Origin of the sequence: Falsiroseomonas stagni DSM 19981 (assembly GCF_900114315.1) — a bacterium.
Taxonomy (GTDB): Bacteria; Pseudomonadota; Alphaproteobacteria; order Acetobacterales; family Acetobacteraceae; genus Falsiroseomonas; species Falsiroseomonas stagni.
In genome coordinates this window covers 87,866-108,899 of the sequence record NZ_FOSQ01000003.1, presented here as the reverse complement: position 1 = coordinate 108,899, position 21,034 = coordinate 87,866, and the positions used below count along the sequence as shown (strand labels likewise).

Annotated in this window: 19 protein-coding genes; 8 read left to right on the top strand and 11 right to left on the bottom strand. The window is 71.6% G+C overall.

The genetic code is table 11. The features are described from left to right. Nucleotides 1-154 precede the first annotated feature (154 nt). A complete protein-coding gene (locus BM041_RS10725; protein ID WP_092959221.1) occupies nucleotides 155-580 on the top strand; it encodes a DUF488 domain-containing protein in 426 nt (141 codons plus the stop codon). On the opposite strand, the gene BM041_RS10720 is transcribed toward BM041_RS10725, so the two are convergent. The 4 genes from BM041_RS10720 to BM041_RS10705 all read right to left on the bottom strand — a co-directional run bounded on the left by BM041_RS10720 (nucleotide 581) and on the right by BM041_RS10705 (nucleotide 6,397). Beyond that, nucleotides 581-2,176, bottom strand: a complete 1,596-nt coding sequence (locus BM041_RS10720) for a tetratricopeptide repeat protein (protein WP_139226021.1) — start codon at nucleotides 2,174-2,176, stop codon at nucleotides 581-583. A gap of 49 nt (nucleotides 2,177-2,225) precedes the next feature. Next, nucleotides 2,226-3,824 carry a GMC family oxidoreductase gene (locus BM041_RS10715; protein WP_245762052.1) on the bottom strand — a complete coding sequence of 533 codons (1,599 nt, stop codon included), beginning with the start codon at nucleotides 3,822-3,824 and terminating at the stop codon, nucleotides 2,226-2,228. Nucleotides 3,825-4,316: 492 nt separating this feature from the next. Further along, nucleotides 4,317-5,372: an SAM-dependent methyltransferase gene (locus tag BM041_RS10710; protein ID WP_245762027.1), complete on the bottom strand. Its 1,056-nt coding sequence runs from the start codon at nucleotides 5,370-5,372 to the stop codon at nucleotides 4,317-4,319. 50 nt (nucleotides 5,373-5,422) lie between these two features. Beyond that, a complete protein-coding gene (locus tag BM041_RS10705) occupies nucleotides 5,423-6,397 on the bottom strand; it encodes a Bug family tripartite tricarboxylate transporter substrate binding protein (protein WP_092959216.1) in 975 nt (324 codons plus the stop codon). A gap of 197 nt (nucleotides 6,398-6,594) precedes the next feature. On the opposite strand from BM041_RS10705, the gene BM041_RS10700 reads away from it, so the two are divergent. The 4 genes from BM041_RS10700 (at nucleotide 6,595) to BM041_RS10685 (ending at nucleotide 12,083) form a co-directional block, all read left to right on the top strand. Further along, nucleotides 6,595-7,404, top strand: a complete 810-nt coding sequence (locus BM041_RS10700; protein ID WP_092959214.1) for a gamma-glutamyl-gamma-aminobutyrate hydrolase family protein — start codon at nucleotides 6,595-6,597, stop codon at nucleotides 7,402-7,404. A 244-nt stretch (nucleotides 7,405-7,648) separates the two neighbouring features. Then, nucleotides 7,649-8,713 (top strand): agmatinase, encoded by a 1,065-nt coding sequence (gene speB / locus BM041_RS10695; RefSeq protein WP_245762026.1) that lies wholly within the window; start codon nucleotides 7,649-7,651, stop codon nucleotides 8,711-8,713. A 134-nt stretch (nucleotides 8,714-8,847) separates the two neighbouring features. Continuing rightward, nucleotides 8,848-9,975 carry a DNA polymerase III subunit beta gene (dnaN, locus tag BM041_RS10690; protein WP_092959210.1) on the top strand — a complete coding sequence of 376 codons (1,128 nt, stop codon included), beginning with the start codon at nucleotides 8,848-8,850 and terminating at the stop codon, nucleotides 9,973-9,975. 101 nt (nucleotides 9,976-10,076) lie between these two features. Then, on the top strand, nucleotides 10,077-12,083 hold the full coding sequence (locus tag BM041_RS10685) for a methyl-accepting chemotaxis protein (protein ID WP_092959208.1): 2,007 nt from the start codon (nucleotides 10,077-10,079) through the stop codon (nucleotides 12,081-12,083). A gap of 86 nt (nucleotides 12,084-12,169) precedes the next feature. Here BM041_RS10685 and BM041_RS10680 read toward each other — a convergent pair whose 3' ends face one another. Continuing rightward, nucleotides 12,170-13,015, bottom strand: a complete 846-nt coding sequence (locus BM041_RS10680) for an MBL fold metallo-hydrolase (protein WP_217648682.1) — start codon at nucleotides 13,013-13,015, stop codon at nucleotides 12,170-12,172. 140 nt (nucleotides 13,016-13,155) lie between these two features. Here BM041_RS10680 and BM041_RS10675 point away from each other — a divergent pair, with 140 nt between their 5' ends. Further along, a complete protein-coding gene (locus tag BM041_RS10675) occupies nucleotides 13,156-14,037 on the top strand; it encodes a LysR family transcriptional regulator (protein ID WP_092959204.1) in 882 nt (293 codons plus the stop codon). Here BM041_RS10675 and BM041_RS10670 read toward each other — a convergent pair. From BM041_RS10670 to BM041_RS10645, 6 genes are all read right to left on the bottom strand, one after another. Beyond that, a complete protein-coding gene (locus tag BM041_RS10670) occupies nucleotides 14,034-15,113 on the bottom strand; it encodes a 2Fe-2S iron-sulfur cluster-binding protein (RefSeq protein WP_092959202.1) in 1,080 nt (359 codons plus the stop codon). The genes BM041_RS10675 and BM041_RS10670 overlap by 4 nt on opposite strands. A 10-nt stretch (nucleotides 15,114-15,123) precedes the next feature. Then, entirely contained in the window at nucleotides 15,124-15,618 is a 495-nt protein-coding gene (gene paaD / locus BM041_RS10665) for a 1,2-phenylacetyl-CoA epoxidase subunit PaaD (RefSeq protein WP_217648681.1), read from the bottom strand. Then, nucleotides 15,615-16,373, bottom strand: coding sequence for a 1,2-phenylacetyl-CoA epoxidase subunit PaaC (paaC, locus tag BM041_RS10660; RefSeq protein WP_092959199.1), 759 nt, complete (start codon nucleotides 16,371-16,373; stop codon nucleotides 15,615-15,617). Before paaC ends, paaD begins: the two co-directional genes overlap by 4 nt. Nucleotides 16,374-16,376: 3 nt before the next feature. Continuing rightward, entirely contained in the window at nucleotides 16,377-16,664 is a 288-nt protein-coding gene (gene paaB, locus BM041_RS10655; protein ID WP_092959197.1) for a 1,2-phenylacetyl-CoA epoxidase subunit PaaB, read from the bottom strand. A 5-nt stretch (nucleotides 16,665-16,669) separates the two neighbouring features. Next, complete coding sequence (gene paaA, locus BM041_RS10650; protein ID WP_092959195.1) at nucleotides 16,670-17,677, bottom strand: 1,2-phenylacetyl-CoA epoxidase subunit PaaA; 1,008 nt, start codon at nucleotides 17,675-17,677, stop codon at nucleotides 16,670-16,672. Between the two features lie 72 nt (nucleotides 17,678-17,749). Further along, nucleotides 17,750-18,583 (bottom strand): PaaX family transcriptional regulator, encoded by an 834-nt coding sequence (locus BM041_RS10645; protein ID WP_175533867.1) that lies wholly within the window; start codon nucleotides 18,581-18,583, stop codon nucleotides 17,750-17,752. Here BM041_RS10645 and BM041_RS10640 point away from each other — a divergent pair. Further along, entirely contained in the window at nucleotides 18,582-19,238 is a 657-nt protein-coding gene (locus tag BM041_RS10640; RefSeq protein WP_245762025.1) for a demethoxyubiquinone hydroxylase family protein, read from the top strand. The two genes, BM041_RS10645 and BM041_RS10640, sit on opposite strands and share 2 nt — an antisense overlap. Before the next feature lie 87 nt (nucleotides 19,239-19,325). Continuing rightward, on the top strand, nucleotides 19,326-20,954 hold the full coding sequence (locus BM041_RS10635) for a gamma-glutamyltransferase family protein (RefSeq protein WP_217648680.1): 1,629 nt from the start codon (nucleotides 19,326-19,328) through the stop codon (nucleotides 20,952-20,954). Nucleotides 20,955-21,034 lie beyond the last annotated feature (80 nt).

Below are 21,034 nucleotides of genomic sequence, written 5' to 3'. Positions count from 1 at the left end.
ATTGAGTGACCTGCGGCCGGCGAAGCCGGCCGAGGCCGCGACGGGACCCCGTGCACGTTGCGAAGCAACGTGCACGGGGTCCCGGAATGCGGCCCGCCGCTTATGCGGCGAGCCAAGGCCCCGGAGGGGCCGCCCGGCGCTTGAGGGCATGTAGATGACCATCTTCACCATCGGCTATGAGGAGACGACACCCGCCCGCCTGCTGGCGGCGCTGACGGGCGCCGGGGTGAAGACGCTGGTCGATGTCCGGGCGCTGGCCAACAGCCGGCGCCCCGGCTTCGCCAAGCGGGCGCTCTCCGCTTCCCTGGAGGAGGTCGGCATCGGCTACCGCCACCTCCGCGCCCTCGGCACCCCCGCCGCAGGGCGCCAGGCCGTGCGGGAAGGCCGGCCGGACGACATGAAGCGCATCTTCGCCACGACGCTGGCGGGCACGGAAGCCCAGGCTGCACTCGCCGATCTGCGCGACCAGGCGGGGCGGGAGGCGGTCTGCCTTCTATGCCTCGAAGCCGACCACCGGCGCTGCCACCGGACCCTGGTGGCGGAAGCGCTGGGCCTGCCGGTCAGGCACCTGGTGGCCTGATCACACCCCCATATGCGCGCAGCGGGCCGGATCGCCCGGATGGCCCCAGATCGCCAGCCCCGCCAGGCGCATCGGCGCGACGACGCCGATCACCCCCTCCAGCCGCCGGAGCCAGGGGTTGATGTTGTCCTCCACCCCGCCGGCCCCCTGGTTGCGCCCGTCATTGCCGATATCGTGGTCGATGCGGGGCAGCACCAGGCCGGCATAGAAGTCGCGGCGCAGGAATTGCGGCGTGTTGGAAAAGCGCGCCGTGAACGTCACCCCATCCGCCCTGTCCCGCGCGCCCTGCACCAGCAGCGCATCGAAGCCCGTGGCGATATTCGCCCGGCGGTTCAGGCGCAGCTGGTTGAGGTCGGGCCGGCGGGCGAAGAGGTCCAGGATCTCCGCCGGCGACGGGCAGGGCGGGATGAAGTCGTGATCCTGCTCCACCACCATGACGACATCCGCGTCACCCCGGCCGAAGGCATGCAGCCACTGCCGGCGCAGCCCGTGCTCGGTATTGATGACGAGGCCGAGGCCCTCCTCCTCGCAGAACCGCATCAGATTGGCCAGGAAGGCGCGGTTCATGGCGGTGTCGCGATGGTCGTAGAACACCGTCATCGGCACGCCGTCGGGCAGGGGCATCGCCTGCCGCAGCGACCGCACGGCACCCTCCAGCAGGCCGAGCCCCGGCGCGCCCAGATGCGCATTCCGGTTCAGCTTGCCCGAGACGTGGCAGAAGAACACGACCTCCAGGCTCGCCGGCGGCGCCACCGCCATGCGGCGTGACCAGAGCAGGACCGCCCCATCGATCGCCGCGGCCGCCTCGGCCTCCCCGGCCTCTCGCAGCATGTCCGCCGCGCGCTCGGCCAGCGTGCAGGCCAGTTCCGTCGCATCGCGCGCGAGCGCCGCGCAAGCCAGCCCGACCACCGCCCGGGCGCAGGCCGGATCCTGGTCGAGCGCGGTGCGGTAGCAGGCCTCCGCCTCGACGGGCTCATCCGCCAGCAGGTGGATGTCCCCCGCCTGGCACCAGGCCGGCACGTCCTCCGCGCCATGGCGCGCCAGCCGCCGGGCCAGAAGCTGGCGCAGCCGGGGCACCGCCAGGCGCAGCGTCTCCGTCGCCCGGGCATGGAAGGCGAAGGACACCAGCCGCAGCAGCTGCGGGAAGGGCACCGCCGGATCGACCACCGCGCGGTTCCACAGATGGGTCCGCACCACGGGGCCGAACGGGCGGCTCGTCCGCAGGATGTAGTCCAGCCACTGGAAGCGCGGCAGCACCAGGGCGGGATGCCCGTCGATCAGGCCGACCAGCCTGGCCTGCAGCGCCAGGCGCCGCCGGGTGATCTGCGGGCCGGCCTCCCAGGCCTCCAGCACCGCCTGCACGAAGGCCTGGCCGAAGACGGGCACGCCATCGGCCATCGCGCCGGGAAAGCGGCGGCAGCCCTCCTCCAGCAGGTCCAGCGCCTCGTCGCGCCTGCCATCGCGCAGCAGGGCGCGGCTTGCTTCCAGGATCTCATCCGACGCCAGGGGCGGGGCGTCTTCCTTCGACAAGGTCATCGGGTCCAGCATCCAGGGGCGGGCGCCACGGCCCGGCGATGCGGGGGCAAGCCGTTGCACGGCGCCGCTGCCGTCGTATCGATGTCCCAGATCGCCACGCCCCTGTCCATCATCCCGCCGCCATCCGGCGTGTCGCCATCTCCCCGATCATCACGCAGGTGAAGTGCAAATTCGCCCGGCAATCCGCGGGCATGATGGAGGCATCGGCCACCCGCAGCCCCTCCACCCCCCGCACCTTGAGGTCCGGATCCACCACGCCGCGCGGGTCCTCATGCGCCGTCATCCGGCAGGTGCCGGCGGCGTGCTGGATGTCCCCTGCCTCCGCCAGCATCAGCGCGTCCAGTGCCGCGTCGGGCAGCGCGGCGGCCTCCGCCATCCCCAGCCGCGTCTCCCCGAAGGTGATGGAATCCGCGATCCCCGCCACCGGATCCATCGCGCAGAGCCTGGCCAGCCGCCGCACCCCGTCGCGCATCCGGGCGCGGTCCAGCGGATGGTCCAGCATGTTCTCCTCCACCACCGGCTGCGCCTCGGGGTCCGGGGACACAAGCCGGACGGAGCCGCGTGACAGCGCGTCATACAGCGCCACACCGATCCCCCCGTTCGGCGCCGGGCTGATCCCGCCGCTCGGCGCGGGGCTGATCCCGCCGCTCGGCGCGGGGCCGGCATCCTCCGACAGGCCGCGATGGTTGTAGGCGATCAGGATCATGTCCCGCTCGCCGCCCATCCCGCTGGAATAGGTGACGCAGCAATTGGTGTGGCGCGCATCCGCCCCCGTCGCGCGATGCGCGGGCTTCAGCGCCAGGCTGGCGCGCAGGATCGGGTGGTCCATGAAATGCGCACCGACCGAGGGCTGGTCGTGCAGCACCTCGATCCCCAGCGCCCGCAAATCGCCCGCCTTCCCGATCCCGCTGCGCATGAGCAGCCCTGGCGAATGGATGGCGCCGGCGCAAAGCACGACTTCCCGCGCCGCCACCTCCTCCCACGCCCCGTCCCCGAAGCGCACCCGCACGCCGCGGGCGCGGCGGCCGTCGAACAGCACGCGATCCACCAGCGCATCGCCGCGGATGTCGAGGTTCGGCCGGCCGCGGGCGGGTTCCAGGTAGCCGTCATTGGTGGTCACGCGCTGCCCGTCGCGCAAATTGATGGGGTTGCAGGAGATGCCCTCCCCCTCCGGCGCGTTGAGGTCCGCCTTCCAGGGATGCCCCGCCGCCAGCGCGGCGTCGCGCAGCGCGCGGTCCACCGCGCCCCAGCGATCCTCCGGCATCCGCCACACCGGCAGCGGGCCGCCCTGCCGGCATCCCGGCACGCCGAACTGCGCGTCATCCTCGATCCGGTCGAACAGGGGCATCACGCTGGCCGCCGACCATCCCTCGCACCCCGCCTCCGCCCAGGCGTCGAAGGCGGCGGGCACGCCGCGGATGGCGATCTGGGCATTGACGGTGGAGGACCCGCCGAGGGCCCGGCCGCGCCAGTAGAAGCGAGGTTCCTGCGCCGCCGTGCGGCGCGTCATCAGCCCCGGCCATTGCCAGGCGGCCTGGTGGGCGGGGTGGTGCATGAAGGGGATGATGTTGGGGCTGCGCAGCGCGGCGGGTGCTTCCGCCGCCCGCCAGTCCCGCCCCGCTTCCAGCAGCAGCACGCGGCGGGCGGGGTTTTCCGAAAGCCTGGCGGCCAGGGTGGCGCCCGCGGACCCGCCCCCCACCACGATCACGTCATGCAAGGCGCCTGGTCCCCGTCCCCGTCACGGGGATGGAGGATAGGGGTGCCTCAGCGCCCGCGCATATAGGCGCGGTGCGGCTTGTAGGTCAGCCAGCGCTTCAGGTTGCGCAGGAAGTCGCGCACCGGGGTGCGGGCACGGAAGGGAAGGAGGAAGGCGCTGGGCATGGCGGGGCTCCCCGCTGGATATCGGGTGCGCCCTCCTGGCGGGGCGGCATCGGGGCCGCCTGGGGCGCATCATGGCCGGCGCGGATGAATCGCGTGTTAGCGGCGCGGGTGTTTCCGCTGGCGAACCCGGGCGTGTTCGGTCTATGTTCCGGCGATCGCCGCCCGATCCATGTCCGCCCTCGCTCCAAGCAGGCGCCGCATGGCGGGCGGGGAAGCCCTGCGCATCCGGAAGTCCCCGGGCGGCGGAGGCCCCGCGAGGACGGTGCTGAACGGGCCAAAAACGGCTAAATCGGCTAAATCCGCAGTATTCCCGCGCGCCCTACCGCGCCTTGCGGATGATCAGCCCGATCGAGGTCGCGACATGCTCCCCCATCGCCAGGCGGAGATGCGGCGTATCCGCCACGGGCAGCGCGCCGCCCTCCTCCGAGAAGGGCGGCAGGTCCACGAACTGGTCCAGCACGCCCCGGCCGGGGTGGAAATCCACCGGCAGCAGCTCATGCCCCGCCTCGGCCAGGCGCTCGCCCAGCGCCTCGATATGGCGGCGCTGGAACAGCACGGTGCTGCCGCCATCCAGCGTCGGGCCTTCGGCCGCCATGTTGAACTCGGTGGTATGCACCGCGATGCCGCCGGGCCGCAGGCAATCCATGGCGCGCACCACGAAATCGAGCCCCGCCTGGATGCTGCCCAGATGTTCGAAGGAACAGACGGACCAGACGAAATCCCGGCTGCCATCGGCCAGCGCATCGGGGATGCGCCGCATGTCGGCGGGCTGGAAGGTCACGCGCTGGTCGAAGACCTCGCGCTCCACCAGCGTCGGCCAGAACAGGTGCTCCAGCTCGCTCGCATGCTGCCCGGTCTGCTGCCAGCCCTTCGCCGTCTGCTCCTGCTGGCCGAGGTCGGTGGCCAGCACCTCCACCCCATGGGCGGCGAAGAAGGCGGGCAGCATCTCCCGCCCCACCGCGAAGCCCAGGGCGCGGCGGCGGTTGTTGAGCATCCCCGCCTCCCACAGCGCCTGGGCGACGAAGCAATCCTCCCACACCTTGCGGTGATAGATCGGCAGCATGCCGAGGCGGGAGCACCAGTAGTGCAGCCAGGGCTGCTCGATATCCGCCTGCCGGCAGAGGCCGGAGGTAAGGCGCACCTGCACCGGGAAGGATTGCAGCTGCACCCCCGGCCCGGCGACCCCGCTGGCATAGAGCTGCCGCGCATAGGCGGAGCCCAGCACCTTGGTGTTCCAGGCCGCGTGCCGCGCCTCCACCGACGGCGCGGTCGCGCGGCTGGCGATGTCCGCCACGCCCTGCCGCACCCCCTGCCGCCCGCGCGCGAGGAGCGCCATCACCCGGCGGAGCGGCCCCGCCATGCCCTGTCTGTCCATAGCCGCTTCCTCTGCCCCCGAAACCCGCCGGGGGCAACGGGCTGCTGGCTTCAGCTATCCAGGCGGATGCCGAGGTCGCGGATCAGCGGCCGCCAGATCGCGTTCTCCTGCGCCACGAAGGCGTTGAACTGCGCCGGCGTCCAGGGCTGGTATTCGATGCCGAGGTCGGCCAGCCGCCGCGCCAGCTCGGGCGACGTCATGGCCCGGATCATCTCCTCCGCCAGGCGGGCGATCACGGGGGTGGGCGTGCCGGTGGGCACGCTCATCCCCTGCCAGCCATAGGCGACCGCGTCATGGCCCAGGTCGCGCAGCGTCGGCACATCCGGGAACAGCGCGCTGCGCGCCTCGCTCATCACGCAGAGCGCGCGGACGCGGCCATCGCGGATGAAGGGCGTGCCGGTGGCGGTGTCGATCACCACCACGTCCACATTGCCCGCCAGCAGATCCTGCATGGCGGCGGGGCCGCCGCGATAGGGCACATGCTCCGCCGCCAGCCCGGTGCGCCGCTTCACAAGTTCCATCGCCAAATGGTGCGGCGACGCCACGGCCGGCGTCCCGTAGGTCGGCGCCCGCGTGCGGGATGCCGCCAGCAGCCCGGCGAAATCCCGCACCGGGTCGTTCGGCCGCACCACGATGAACAGCGGAAACCGCCCGATGAAGCCCACGCCGGTGAAATCCCGGTCCGGGTCGTAGGGCAGGCGGGCATAGAGGGCGGGGTTGTAGGTCAGGATGCCGTTATCGACATGCATCCAGGTGTAGCCATCGGCGGGTGCGCGGGCGACGATCTCGCTGGCCAGCACCGCACCGCCGCCGGGCCGGTTCTCCACCACCACATTCTGGCCGAGCCGCGGGCCCATCTGCGCCGCGATCAGCCGCGCGAAGGCGTCGGAGGCCCCGCCCGGCGGGTAGCCGACGATCCAGCGCAGCGGCCGGTCCGGCCAGGCGGCCTGCGCCGCCGCGCCCCGCGCCAGCCCCGCCATCCCCAACCCAGCCGCGCCCGCGATGAGTCCCCGACGTCCGACCATGCCCCGATCTCCTGGAATGAGGATGCCATTCTGCGGCCCCCCGCGCCCGACGCAACCGGATTGCGTGCCCCTGTGGCGCCCCGCGCGGGCATTCCCTGCGCGGCAAAGCGGCAACAAGGCCCAGCCATGCGCAGTCAGCGCGCGATTAACCGAAAACCTGTCTTGATCCTGCCATACCCAGGCAGGACATTCGCCGCATGCGCGCGATGATTGGCATTTCCTGCTGCGTGAAGGCGTTCGGCATCTTCGCCACGCCCAACCATGCGGCGTCCGACAGCTACATCCGGGTCACGCTCGGCCCGATCGGCGGCGTCCCCGTCCTGCTGCCCGCGGCGGGGGAGGCGCTGGTACCGGACATCCTGCCCCGCCTCGATGGGCTGATGCTGACGGGAAGCCGGTCCAATGTGCATCCCGACCACTACCAGGGCCCCGCCCATGCCGAAGGCACGCCGGAGGACCCGCAGCGGGACAGCACCACCCTGCCGCTGATCCGCGCCGCCATCGCGGCCGGCCTGCCCGTGCTGGCGATCTGCCGCGGCTTCCAGGAGCTGAACGTGGCGCTGGGCGGGTCGCTCGACCAGCGGATCCAGGACCTGCCCGGCCGCCTCGACCATTCGACGCCGTCGGACCAGAAACTGCCGAAAGTCCGCACCGGCAAGGCGCACGCCGTGCGCCTGTCCGCCGACAGCCAGCTCGGGAAGATCTGGACGGCTTCGGGCCAGCGCTTCCGGCCGGAAGCGGTGCCCGTCAATTCGCTGCACAACCAGGGCATCTGCCGCCTCGCCCCCCGCCTGGTGGCGGAAGCCTGGGCGCCGGATGGCACGGTGGAGGCCGTGCGCGTCGCCGATGCCCCGGGCTTCGCCATGGGCGTGCAATGGCACCCGGAATATGACTGGGAGCATGATGCGCTGAGCCGCACGATCTTCGAGGCTTTCGGCGCCGCCTGCGGCGACTGGGCCGCCGGACGCCGCCCGGCAAGCCAGGTCGCGCAGCGCGCAGCAGCCTGATCGCGGCCCGCCGCGGAGCGGCCGGTTCACGTCCGCGCGACCCACCTTCGGCTTGCCCGATTTTTCCGGTCGGACATGCAATCGCCTTTTGCAAGGCGGCTGGCGCCCGGGCTAACCTTTCCCTGCCGGCCTCGACCTTGCCGGTGGACGAAGTCCGGTTCCCCTGCCGGCTCGCCCGACCATTCCGATCGGAACGTGAGCGTGGCGCCCGGTCACCCCCCTGACCGGGCGCTTTCCCGCGCGCATGATGGCCGCTTCGCACGGGGTGACGCGCATGGATCAGGACAGGCTGGCAAGGCTGAAGGCTCGCTTCGCCGAAGGGGCCTCCGGCCAGGGCGAGACGGAGGACCCCCTCTTCCGCCGCATCATCGACAGCCAGTTCCAGGGCGACCGCCGCAGCTGGCCCTTCGCCGGCATTGCCACTTTTTGCGGCGCGCGCCTCGAAGCCGATCCCCTCGCGAACCCGCCGGAGATCGGGCTGCTCGGCGTGCCGATGGACCTCGGCGTCACCAACCGCGCGGGATCGCGCCTCGGCCCGCGGGCCATCCGGGCGGTGGAACGCATCGGCCCCTATGAACCCGCGCTGCACATGGCGCCGATGACGGAAGCGCGCGTCGCCGATATCGGCGATGTCCCCATGGCGTCCCGCTTCTCCCTGGAAACCTGCCACGCCGACATCGAGGCGCATGTGGCGCAACTCCACGCCGCCGGCATCCGCCTGGTCTCGGCCGGGGGCGACCATTCCATCAGCCTTCCCATCCTGAAGGCGCTGGGCCGCGACCGCCCTTTGGGCATGGTCCATATCGACGCCCATGCCGACACCGGCGGCGAGTATGAGGGCACCCGCTTCCACCATGGCGGCCCCTTCCGCCAGGCCGTGCTGGAAGGCGTGCTGGACCCCGACCGCACGATCCAGATCGGCATCCGCGGCGGCGCCGGCTATCTCTGGGAATTCTCCACCGCCAGCGGGATGACGCTGATCCCGATGCATGAGGTGGCGGCGATGGGCATCCCCGCCGTCATCGCCCGCGCGCGCCAGGTGGCGACCGGCCCCATCTACGTCTCCTTCGACATCGACGCCGTCGATCCCGGCTTCGCGCCGGGCACCGGCACGCCGGAAGTGGGCGGCCTCGCCCCCCTCCAGGTGCTGGAACTGCTCCGCGGCCTGGCCGGGCTGGATATCGTGGGGGGCGATGTGGTGGAGGTCGCGCCCCAGTATGACGGATCGACCGCCACCGCCCAGATCGGCGCCCAGGTCATGTTTCAATTGACCTGCCTGCTCGCCCGCGCGCCGTCGTTCCGGGGGTAGTGCCGGAATCAGGGGAAAACCCCGCCTTCAACAAGCGATTCCGGCCTGTTATGTAGGGTCCGTTGTCGGGGGCCATGGGGTCCGGGGGCGGCTCCGCCCCGGGGCCGCTTCAGAATGTCGGGATATCGGGTGCCATGAAGTTCACGGTGGACAGGGCAGTGCTGCTCAAGGCGCTCGCGCATGTGCAGAGCGTGGTGGAGCGGCGCAACACCATCCCCATCCTGGCGAATGTCCTGCTGGAAGCCCGCGATGGCGGCCTGCGCCTGACGGCGACGGACATGGAGATCGCGGTGGTGGAGGAGGTGCCGGGCGTCACCGTCACCCGCACCGGCCGCACCACGGCCCCCGCCGCCACCCTGTTCGAGCTGGTCCGCAAGCTGCCCGAGGCCGCGAAGATCGAACTCGACCACCCCGGCGGCGACAGCCAGCTGACGCTCCGCGCCGGCCGCTTCGACGCCAAGCTCGCCGTCCTGCCGGTCGAGGATTTCCCCTCGATGACCGAGGGCAAGCTGCCCCACCGCTTCGCCCTTCCCGCCGGGCAGCTCCGCGAACTGATCGACCGCACCCGCTTCGCGATCAGCACGGAGGAGACGCGCTACTACCTCAACGGCATCTACTTCCACGCGACGGAAGCCGGCGGCGCGAAGGTCCTGCGCGCGGTCGCGACCGATGGCCACCGCCTGGCCCGTGTCGAGGAGCCCCTGCCCGATGGCGCGTCGGAGATGCCGGGCGTCATCATCCCCCGCAAGACGGTCAACGAATTGCGCAAGCTGGCCGAGGAAGTGCAGGACGAGATCGCCATTGCGCTGTCCGATACCAAGATCCGCTTCACCCTCGGCCCCGTGCAGCTGACCTCCAAGCTGATCGACGGCACCTTCCCGGAATACGAACGCGTGATCCCGCGCGGCAACGACAAGATCCTGAAGGTGACGAAGAAGGCCTTCGCGGAGGCCGTGGGCCGCGTCGCCGGCATCAGCAGCGAACGCTCGCGCCCTGTGAAGCTCAGCGTCGATCGCAACCACCTTCTGCTCTCCGCCGCCAGCGCCGAACTCGGCCAGGCGCAGGAGGAGCTGGATGGCGATGTGGTGAGCTACGAGCACGCGCCGATCGAGATCGGCTTCCAGGCCCGCTACCTCAACGACATCACCGACCAGATCGCGGATACGGTGGAGTTCCGCTTCTCCGACGGCTCCGCGCCGACGATCGTGACGGACAGCGCCAAGCCGGAAGCGCTCTATGTGCTGATGCCGATGCGGGTGTGAGGCCCTGAGAAGGGCGCCGGAAGGCGCCCTTCCGGGGGGCTTTAACCCCGCCTTATCCCGGCACCCCGTACACCTTGCCAGGCTCGGCAAGGATTACTCCCATGGCGTCGAATACCCTCCGCGAAGGTGGCGGTCAGGGCAGGTTCCGCTTCGGTCGTATCGGCATGCGACTGGTGCTGGCGCTGACCGGAACCGCCGGCATCGCCATCGGGGTCATGACGTTCAGCAACCTCCAGCTCAGCGATGCCCTGGTCCGCGACGCGGCGGACCGGGAGTTGCACGCCCTGCAGGAATTCCTGGGTGACCGCATCGCCAGCGAATCCCAGCGCGCGCGGTCGATGGCGGAAATGATGGCCGGCAACACCGCCATCCAGGACGCCTTCGCCGCCGGGGATCGCGACGCGCTGGCCCGCATCACCGTACCCGGCCTTGCCGCGCTGCGCCGCGACCATGGCGTGACGCAGCTGCAGTTCCACACCGCGCCCGCCACCTCCTTCCTGCGCGTCCATCGCCCGGATCGCTTCGGGGACGACCTCTCCGGCTTCCGTCGCACCGTCGTGGAGGTGAACCGCACCCGGGCGCCCTTGGCCGGGCTGGAGAACGGGCTGGACGGCCTCGGCATCCGCGGGGTCGTGCCGGTGGCCCGCCAGGGTGTGCATCTCGGCTCGGTCGAAGTCGGCCTGTCCTTCGGCGCGCCCTTCTTCGAATCCTTCACCCGCAGCACCAGCGCCCCCATCGCCTTCTACATCGCCCGGGACGGGGGGTTCGAGACCTTCGCCTCCACCTTCGCCCTGGCACCCGCCTTCGATGTGACGACGCTGCGCGCCGTTCTGGGTGGCCAGCCGACGATGCAGCCGCTGCAACTCGGCGGCACGGACTACATGGTGGCCCTGGCACCGGTGCGGGATTTCTCGGGCACGGCCTTCGGCGTCTACGCCCTGGCGCTGGACCGCACCAGCTTCAACGCCGCCATCGCCGAGGCCAACCTGCGGACGCTGATGATGGCGATTGGCGCCCTCATCCTCGCCATTCTCGTCGCCTGGCTGATGAACCGCGGCATCGGCCGACCGGTGAAGGACATCACGCGTTCCATGGGCCTTCTCGCCAACGGCAGCACCGGCATCACCATCCCCGGCACCGGCCGCCGCGACGAGATCGGTGAGATGGCAAGCGCGCTCGAGGTCTTCCGCCAGGGCATGATGGAGGCCGAGCGCCTTCGCCAGGAGCGCGAAGAGGCCAAGCAGCAGGCGGAGGCCGATCGCCGTGCCACCCTTCTCAGCCTGGCCGATCGCTTCGAGGCCAGCGTCGGTGCCACCATCGCCAGCGTCGCCAGCGCCACCAGGCGCCTCGACGGCCACGCCACCACGATGGCCGACGCATCCCGCAAGGTCAGGGCGGAAACAGGCGCCGCCGCGCGCGGGACCAGCACCGCCACCGACGCCGTCAGCACGGTGGCCGCGGCCACCGAGGAACTCTCCGCCTCCATCCAAGAAATCGCCCGCCAGGTCCGCCATTCCACCGCCGCCACGGCGGAAGCGGTGGCCGAGGTCCAGCGCACCGACGCGGCCGTGACCGCCCTGGCGGAGAACGCCAGCCGCATCGGAAACGTCGTCTCCCTCATCAGCGACATCGCCAAGCAGACCAACCTTCTGGCCCTGAATGCGACGATCGAGGCCGCGCGCGCCGGCGACGCCGGCAAGGGCTTCGCCGTCGTGGCCGGGGAGGTTAAGGCCCTGGCCACCCAGACCGCCACGGCCACCGAGGATATCGGCCGCCAGATCACCGAAATGACCGGCGCGACAGCCGGCGTCGTGGCAGCCGTGCGGGCCATCGCCGGCACCACGGCGCGGATCGACGAGATCGCCGCCAGCATCGCCGGCGCCGTGGAACAACAGAGCGCCGCAACCCGCAGCATCTCCGACAACATCCAGCGCGCGGCGGAAGGCACGGGCCTGGCCAACCAGGGCGTCACCGCCGTGGAGGCGTGCGCCGTCGAGGCCGATGGCGTGGCAGCCGGCGTGCGCCAGGCGGCCGGGGATGTCTCCGACCAGGGCGGGGCGCTGGAGAAGGAGGTCAGCGACTTCCTGGGCACGCTGCGCGCGGCGTGAGGCTGTGGCGGGGGAGGGGTGGCCCCGCCGCCCGCCGAAGGCCGGTGCCGAAGCGGGCCGGGCCCGGCTTCAGCAACCCTCTGCCCTCACCAGCTCATCTCCCCCTTCGCCACCTTCGCCCCGATCTCCAGCGCGATCTCCAGCCCCAGCCCCGGGAAGCGCCGCTTCATCGCCGCGATCAGCGCCGCGCCATCCGCCGCCGCGGCGAACTCGGCCTCGAACGCCTCCAGATAGTCCCGCGTGGCCCGCAGGGAAGACGCATCCGTCGCCGCCCCCGCCACCCCATGCCCCGCCACCACGATCCGCGGGTTGCGCGCCTCGATCGTCGCCAGCGCCCGCCGCCAGGCCAGGCGGGACGCCGGCGTCGCCGTATCCGCCGTCCAGGCATGCAGCCCGGCAAAGGCCAGCACGCCGCCGAACATCGCGCCGAGCGAGGGCGACCAGAGGTAGCCGCGATCCGGCAGCGCCGGCTCCGGCGTCACCACCTCCAGCACCTCATCCTCCAGCACCAGCGTGCTGCCCGTCAGTACCTCCGGCACGAAGGGGCTGCGCGGCGCGTTCTCGCCCATCCGCGGGCCCCAGACCTCCAGCTTCTTCGCCATCGTTGCATTGATGTGGGCGACGGTGCTGGCGGTGGCGACGAAGCGCGCCGCCGGGAAGGCCGCCCGCACCACCTCCAGCGAGAAATAGTAGTCCGGGTCGCCATGGCTGACGAAGACGGTGGTGAGGCGCTTGCCGGAAGCGCGGATCGCCTCCACCGCCATCCGCCCTTCCGCCAGGGTGAACATCCCATCCACCAGCACCGCATCGCGCTGGCCCGTCAGCAGGACGGAGGTCTTGCCGAAGCTGGTCGGCGCGCCCTGCAGCACCTGCCAGGACAGGGGCGTGGCGGCCAGGGTAGGGAAGGCAGCGCCGGCCGCGACGGCGGTCATCAGGCTTCTCCGGGTCATGGTCATGGTCGGTCTCCATTCGGGGCCCGCATCGGGCCTGGCGGCACCATGACGCCCGGTGGATCGTCCATCGAGACTGACGTTCTTGACACACTGTCCAGCATAACTGGACAATCGGCTCCATGCTCCCCTCGCTCGACCGCCTGGCCTTCTTCGCCGCGACGCTGGAGGCAGGGTCCTTCACCGCCGCCGCCGCGCGCCTCGGCGTGACGAAGTCGCTCGTCTCCCAGCAAGTGGCGCGGCTGGAGCAGGAGCTGCGCACCACCCTCATCACCCGCACCTCCCGCCGCCTGTCACCGACCGAGGCCGGCGCCGCGCTGCATGCCCGCTGCGCGCCCGCGCTGGCGGAGGCCGTGGCCGCCCTGGCGGAGGTGGCGGAGGGCGCCGGGCCCGCGGGCACGCTCCGCATCGCCGCACCGCTGGACTACGGCACGGCCGTCATCGCCCCGGCCGTCGCGCGCTTCATCGCGGCGCATCCGGCCTGCCCGGTGGAGCTCCGCCTGGCCGATGCGGTGCATGATCTGATGGCGGAACGGCTGGACCTGGCCATCCGCACGGGCTGGCTGCGGGAGGAACCGGGCAGCTACGCCACGCGCCGCCTCGGCAGTTTTCGCCAGCTGCTGGTCTGCACGCCCGGGCGCGCGGGGCTGGAAAGCCCGGCCGCGCTGGCGGGCCTGCCCTGGATCGCCCATGCGCGCCTCAAGGACCCCTGCCGCTGGCGCTTCCGCCGGGATGGCACGGCGGAGGCCGTGCCGGTGGAAACCCGCGCCGTGGCGACGGTGGACACCACCCCGGCCGTGCGCGCCCTGGTGCTGGCCGGCACGGGCTATGCCGTGCTGCCGGACTACGCGGTGGCGGAGGATCTGGCCGCCGGCCGCCTGGTGGCGCCGCTGCCGGGCTGGGTGCTGCCGGAGGGTGGCGTCATCGCCCTGCTGCCCCCCGCACGCTTCCGCCCCGCGCGGGTGCGGCTCTTTCTCGGATTGCTCGCCAAGGGCGGTGCCTAGCTGGCGTCGTAATCGACCGCGACGGTGGCGCCGGTCGGCCGGGACTGGCAGGTCAGCACGAAGCCGGCCTCCGTCTCCCAGGGCTGGAGGGAGTAGTTGGTCGCCATCGCGACCGCGCCTTCCGTCACCTTGGCGCGGCAGGTGCAGCACATGCCGCCGCGGCAGGACCAGGGCAGGTCCAGCCCCGCGCGCAGCCCGGCTTCCAGCACCGATTCTCCTGATGCCATCGGCACGTCCCGCGTCACGCCATCCACCGTGATGGTCGCGACCGCCGCCGGCGGGGCTTCCGCGGCCGCCACGGGAAGCGCGCGGGGCGGGCTGCCGGCGGCCGGCGCGAAGCGTTCCTCCTGGATGCGCGCGGGGTCCAGGCCGAGCCCTTCCAGCGCCAAGCGTGCGCCCTCGGCCATGCCCTCCGGCCCGCAGAGGAAGGCGGCGTCGATGGCGCCGACCCGCACCAGCCCCGGCAGCAGCGCCGTGATGCGCGCGGCGTCGAGGCGCCCATGCAGCGCACTCAGCTCATGCTTCTCCCGGCTCAGCACATGCGTGATGACGAGACGCGACAGGTACCGGTCTTTCAGCCGTTCCAGCGATTCACGAAACATGATCCCGGCGGCGTCGCGGTTGCCATAGAGCAGCACGAAGCGCGCGCGGGGTTCGCGCGCCAGCAGGCTGGCGGCGATGGAGAGGATCGGCGTGATCCCGCTGCCACCGGCGATCCCAAGCACGGTCCGCGGGGCCGCCGCCGCATCCGGCATCAGCCCGAAGCGGCCTTCCGGCGCCATCGCCTCCAGCACCTCACCGGGCCTCAGGTGATCGACGGCCCAGCCGGAGAAGACGCCGCCCGCGACACGCTTGATGCCGACGCGCAAGGTCCCGTCATCAAGGCCCGAACAGATGGAATAGCTGCGCCGCTGCTCGACGCCGTCCACCACGCGCCGGAAGGTCAGGTACTGCCCCGGCGTGAAGCGGAAATCGGCCTGCGGCGGCGGCTGCAGCGTGATGGCGACGGCATCGTTTGTTTCACGGGAAACATCGACCACGCGCAGCGGATGGAAGCGGGCGGACACGGCGTTCATCGGCGCCTCGCTACAGGCATTTGAACTGGTCGAAGGGCTCGCGGCAGGCAGTGCAGCGCCACAGCGCCTTGCAGGCCGTGCTGCCGAATTCCGAGAGCTTTTCCGTGGCCAGGCTGCCACAGCGCGGGCAGGGGGTGTCGTCATCGGCGCCGAACAGCGCGCGGCGCCCGGCGCGGGCGGCCGGCGGCGCGATGCCATAGCCGCGCAGCGCATCCCGACCCGCCTGCGTCATCCAATCCGTCGTCCAGGCCGGGGAGAGCACCAGCCGCACGCGCGCCCCGGGAAAACCCGCCGCGGCGAGCGCCGCCTCGACCTCGAAGGCAATCACGTTCATCGCGGGACAGCCCGAATAGGTCGGCGTGATATCGACCTCGACCGCGCCGTCGCTGACGCGCACATCGCGCAGCACGCCGAGATCGGCGATGGTCAGCACGGGAATCTCCGGATCCACCACCGCGCCCGCGACCGCGCGGATGCGCGCCAGGTCGAGCGTGACGACGCTCACCACACCGCCCCGGGATAGGCGCGCTGCAGATGCTGCATCACGGCGAGCATGTGGCCGAGATGCTCGGTATGCACGCCGCGGCGCCCGCCCTTCTGCATCCAGCCAGCGCGCGGGCGTTCCAGCCCCGCCTCGGCGAAGACGCGCGCGACCGTCGCCTCGAAGGCCGGGCGCAGCGCCGCGGCATCGGGCAGCAGCGCGGCGATGGTCTCATGCTCCGCCGCGAAGAGTTCGCCGGTATAGGGCCACAGCTTCGCCACCGCCGCCGCCATGCGGGCATGGCTCTCATCCGTCCCGTCGCCGAGCCGGATCATCCATTCCCCGGCATGGCGCAGATGGTAGGTGATCTCCTTCTCGGCCTTCGCCGCAATGGCGGCGATGCGTGCATCGGGGGAGGTCATCGCCGCCTGCCACCAGGGCAGCATCACGGCGCTGGAGAAGAAAAGGCGGGCGATGGTCTCCGCGAAATCGCCGCGCGGCAGTTCGAAGATCAGCGCGTTGCGGAATTGCGGCGCGTCGCGGCGATAGGCGAGGTCATCCTCGCCATGTCCCGCGCCCTCCACCTCCGCCGCATACTGATACAGCGATCGCGCCTGGCCGAGCAGATCCAGCGCGACATTCGCCAGCGCCAGATCTTCCTCCAGCATCGGCGCATGGCCGCACCATTCGGACAGGCGATGCGCATGCACCAGCGCGTCATCCGCCCGCGCCAGCAGCGCCTCCACCAGCGGCGAGGCCGCGACCGCGATGCTGGTCACGGCCTACATATGCCCGACATCGTCGGGCACCTCGTAGAAGGTGGGATGGCGATAGATCTTGTCCGCCGTCGGCTCGAACAGCGAATCCCGATCCGCCGGATCGCTCGCCGTGATGGCGGCGGAGGGCACGACCCAGAGCGACAGCCCCTCGCCACGCCGCGTATAGGTATCCCGCGCCGCCTGCAGCGCCATTTCCGCATCCGCCGCATGCACGCTGCCGGCATGGCGATGCGCCAGGCCGGCGCGGGCTCTCACAAAAACTTCCCAGATGGGCATGGGGGTTTCGCTCATCGCGCTCACTCCGCCGCCTGGCGCTCGGCGGCCCGGCGCGCGCGGCGCTTCGCCGCATGGGCCAGCGCCGCTTCCCGCACCCAGGCGCCTTCCGCATGCGCCTTTCGCCGCGCCTCAAGCCTCTCCCGGTTGCACGGCCCGTTCCCAGCCAGCACCTGCCGGAATTCCTCCCAGTCGATGGCGCCGTACTGCCAATGCCCGCTCGCCTCGTCGAAGCGCAGTTCGGGGTCGGGGAAGGTCAACTGAAGAAAATGGCCCTGCGGCACCGTCGCATCGACGAATTGCTGGCGCAGCGCGTCATTCGTGAATCGCTTGATCTTCCAGCGCATGGACTGGTCGGTATGGGCGCTCTCCCCATCCGGCGGGCCGAACATCATCAAGGCGGGCCACCACCACCGGTCCAGCGCATCCTGCGCCATCGCCTTCTGTTCCGCCGTGCCGCGCGCCAAGGTCAGCATGATCTCGTAGCCCTGGCGCTGGTGAAAACTCTCCTCCTTGCACACGCGCACCATGGCGCGGGCATAGGGGCCGTAGCTCGTCCGGCAGAGCGGGATCTGGTTCATGATCGCCGCGCCATCCACCAGCCAGCCGATCGCGCCGATATCGGCCCATGTCAGCGTCGGGTAGTTGAAGATCGACGAATACTTCGCGCGGCCACTCAGCAACTGCTCGACCAGCGCCTCGCGCGACGTGCCCAGCGTCTCCGCGGCGGCATACAGGTACAACCCGTGCCCGCCCTCATCCTGCACCTTGGCCAGCAGCGCGGCCTTGCGGCGCAGCGACGGCGCGCGGGTGATCCAGTTGCCCTCCGGCAGCATGCCGACGATCTCGCTATGGGCGTGCTGGCTGATCTGCCGCGTCAGCGTCCGCCGGTACGCCTCCGGCATCCAGTCATTCGGCTCGATCTTGTCCTCGGCCGCCACCCGCGCCTCGAAGCGCGCCAGGCGCTCCGGATCCTCCGCCGAAGCCGTGGCGGGTGCGACATCCTTCTGGTTCAGGGCCTGGGTGTACACCGGCGCCTCCTCCGCTTTCCGGGGATGTTATGTCACAGATACCATCAAGTAAAGCACGAACACCGTAACACGTCAGAGCTCGAACCGCCCCGCGAGGCTCGCCGGCGGCAGGGGCCCGGCCTCATTGCGCCCCGCCTCATCCAGCCAGGCCTCCGCCGCCGGCACCAGCGCGGCATAGAGCCGCGCGGCCAGCGCCGCGGCATCCCGGCCCGGCCAGCCATCGGGCAGCAGCGCATCCGGCAGCGCGGGGTCGCGCAGCGCGATTCGCCGCCATTCATGCACCAGCAGCAGCCGCAGCGGCAGCGCCTCCGCCGCATCGGGGACCACACCCTCCAGCGGCGCGAAGGCGGTGACGAAGCGCTCATGCGCGGCCGCGATCGCCGCCAGCGGCCAGGCCCGCGCCGCCAGGTCCCGCGCTTCCGCCAGGCTGCGCGGCGCCGCCATCAGCACCGTCGCCGCCGCCGGCAATTCCTCCGCCGCCCCCCGCAGGCCGATCCAGAGCCCCGGCCCCGCCTGGCCGAATTGCCGCCCGGCCAGCGCCTCCGCCACCGCGGGGTCGGTGGTCATCGCCAGCCGGAACTGCCCGTCCCAGGCCGGGGGCCGGGCGCGGTAGATGCGGCGCGCCGCGGCGCCGAAGGCGGCCTCCCCGCGCGGCCCCAGGCGATGGAAGGAATTCCGGCCCACCCGGTTGCGCGCCAGCCACCCTTCCTCCGTCAGCCGAGACATGGCGGTCCGCACCTGGCCGGGATTGCAGCCGAAGCGATCCAGGATCGCCTGCAGCGACCCTAGCCACAGCGACCCGCCCCGCGGCGCCACCGCATCCCCCCAGATCGTCACGATCAGGCTGGCGATGCGCGGCGGGCCGAGGCGCTTGGTCAGCGCCCCCAGGGCAGAGGGATCAGGCATGGCGCGCACACTGCCGCCGCCCCGCCCGGCCACGCAACCCGCCCTTGTCCGCATCCCGGTCGCGGCCCACATCCCCGGCGCCATGACCCATGACCGACGCCCCCCCGCCTATACGGCGCCGATCCTCTCCACCCTGCCGCCCCTGCCGGATTGGCTGGTCGGCGAACTCCGGTCCGACCATGCGGGGGAAACCGGCGCGGTGATGATCTATCGCGGCATCCTCGCGGTCTGCCGCGACCCCGGCGTGGTCGATTTCGCGCGCCGCCACATGGCCACCGAACAGGGGCACCTCGACCTGCTGAACGTGCTGCTGCCGGCCCACCAGCACAGCCGCCTGCTGCCGATCTGGCGCGTCGCCGGCTGGCTGACCGGCGCGCTGCCCTCCCTCTTCGGCCCGCGCGCCGTCTACGCCACGATCGACGCGGTGGAGACCTTCGTCGACCACCACTACCAGCAGCAGATCGACCGCCTCGACGCCGAAGGCATCCACGCCGAGATCCGCGCCCTGCTCGCCCATTGCCAGGCCGAGGAAGTCCACCACCGCGACGAGGCACGGGACGCCGCCACGGCCCCGGCCGGGGCGCTGCTCCGCGCCTGGGCGTGGCTGGTGGGGAACGGGTCGGCAGCCGCGGTGCACGCCGCGCGGCGGATTTAGCGAGGCTCCGCCTCGCGCTCCGCCGGGGGGCGTGGCGCCCCCCGGACCCCGCCGGCACAATGGCGATTCTCCAGGGAGGATCGCCTCATGCCGAAGAACCGGCTGCCCAAGCCCAGCGCCATGATCGTGGCGCCGCAGCCCGAAGCGGCGGAGGCCGGCGCCAGCATCCTCGCCGCCGGCGGCAACGCCATCGACGCGCTGCTCGCCTGCGCGCTGACGCAAGGCGTGGTGGACCCCATGATGTCCGGCATCGGCGGCCTCGGCATCCTGCAGCTGCACGACCCCGCCACGGGCCGCACGACGGTGCTGGACGGCCTCTCCACCTGCCCCGGCGCCTGCACCCCCACCATGTGGGAAACTGCCTTCCAGCGCGAATGCGCCGATGGCTACGGCTTCATCCTGGCCGACCGCGCCAATGAGGTCGGCCACCGCGCCGTCACCACCCCCGGCATCCTCCGCCTTTTCGCCGAAGCCCATGCCCGCTTCGGCAGACTCCCCTGGGCCGACCTCTTCGCCCCCGCCATCGGCTTCGCCGAGGAAGGCTGGATCATCCGCCCCCATGTCCACACCATGTTCACGGCGAACGAGGCCGCCTATGGCCGCCTCGACTATGTGAGAAAACTCGCCTTCACGGCCGAAGGCGCCGCCCTCTACTGCCGCCCCGACGGCACGCCGAAACGACCGGGAGATCCCGTCCGCAACCCGGCCCTGGCCCGTACCCTCGCCGGCATCGCGGCCGATGGGGTCGAGAGCTTCTACACCGGCGCCCTCTCCCGCCTGATCCTCGACGACATGGCGGCGAATGGCGGCCTCCTCTCCGCCGCCGACCTCGCCGGCTTCCGCGTGACGGAAGCGGCGCCGCTGGTCGTGCGCTACCGCGGCTACGACATCTCGCTGCCCCCGCCCCCGGCCGGCGGCATCGTGGTGGCGGAGATGCTGCACATCCTGGAACGCTTCGACCTGGTGGCCATGGGCCACAACAGCGCGCCCTTCATCCGCACCCTCTCCGCCGCCATGCGCATCGCGCTGAAGGACCGGGAGGATCACATCGGCGACCCCGCCACCCAGCCGCCGCCCTTGGACCGCCTGCTGTCCGACGCCTACGCCGATGACTGCGCGGCCCGAATCCGCGATGGCCTGGTCGAAGCCCCGGCGCGCGTCACCGCCACGGCGAAGGACACCACCACCATCTCCTGCGTCGATGGATCAGGCCTGGTCGCCTCGCTGACCCACACACTCGGCGTGCCCTCCGGCGTCATCCCGCCCGGCACCGGCTTCATGCTGAACGGCGCGATGAACTGGTACGATCCGCGCCCCGGCCGCGCGGGGTCCATCGCGCCGGGCAAGAAGCGCTTCTCCTCCATGACGCCCACCATCGTCTTCCAGGATGGCAAGCCCGTGATGACGCTCGGCGCGCCCGGCGGCGCCTGGATCGGCATCGCCATCCTCCAGGTGCTGGTGAATGTCCTCGATTTCGGCATGGGGATGCAGGAAGCCGTGCAGGCTCCGCGCTTCGCCGCCACCGGCCCCGCCATCGATATCGGCAACCGCATCCCCCGCGCGGTGGAGCGTGACCTGGTGGCGGCGGGGGAGACCGTGCGCCGCAACGCCCATTCCTACCCCTTCGCCGCCCCCCACGGCATCTCGCTCTGGGACAGCGTGCTGGCCGGGGGCGCGGACCCGCAGCGGGACGGGCTGGCGATCGGCGTGCCCTGACGCCCCACGCCGGATCGGCGTGAAGCCCCACGAAACCGTGATGAAACGCTGAAACATCGTTTCCCACGGCCGGGGTGGTT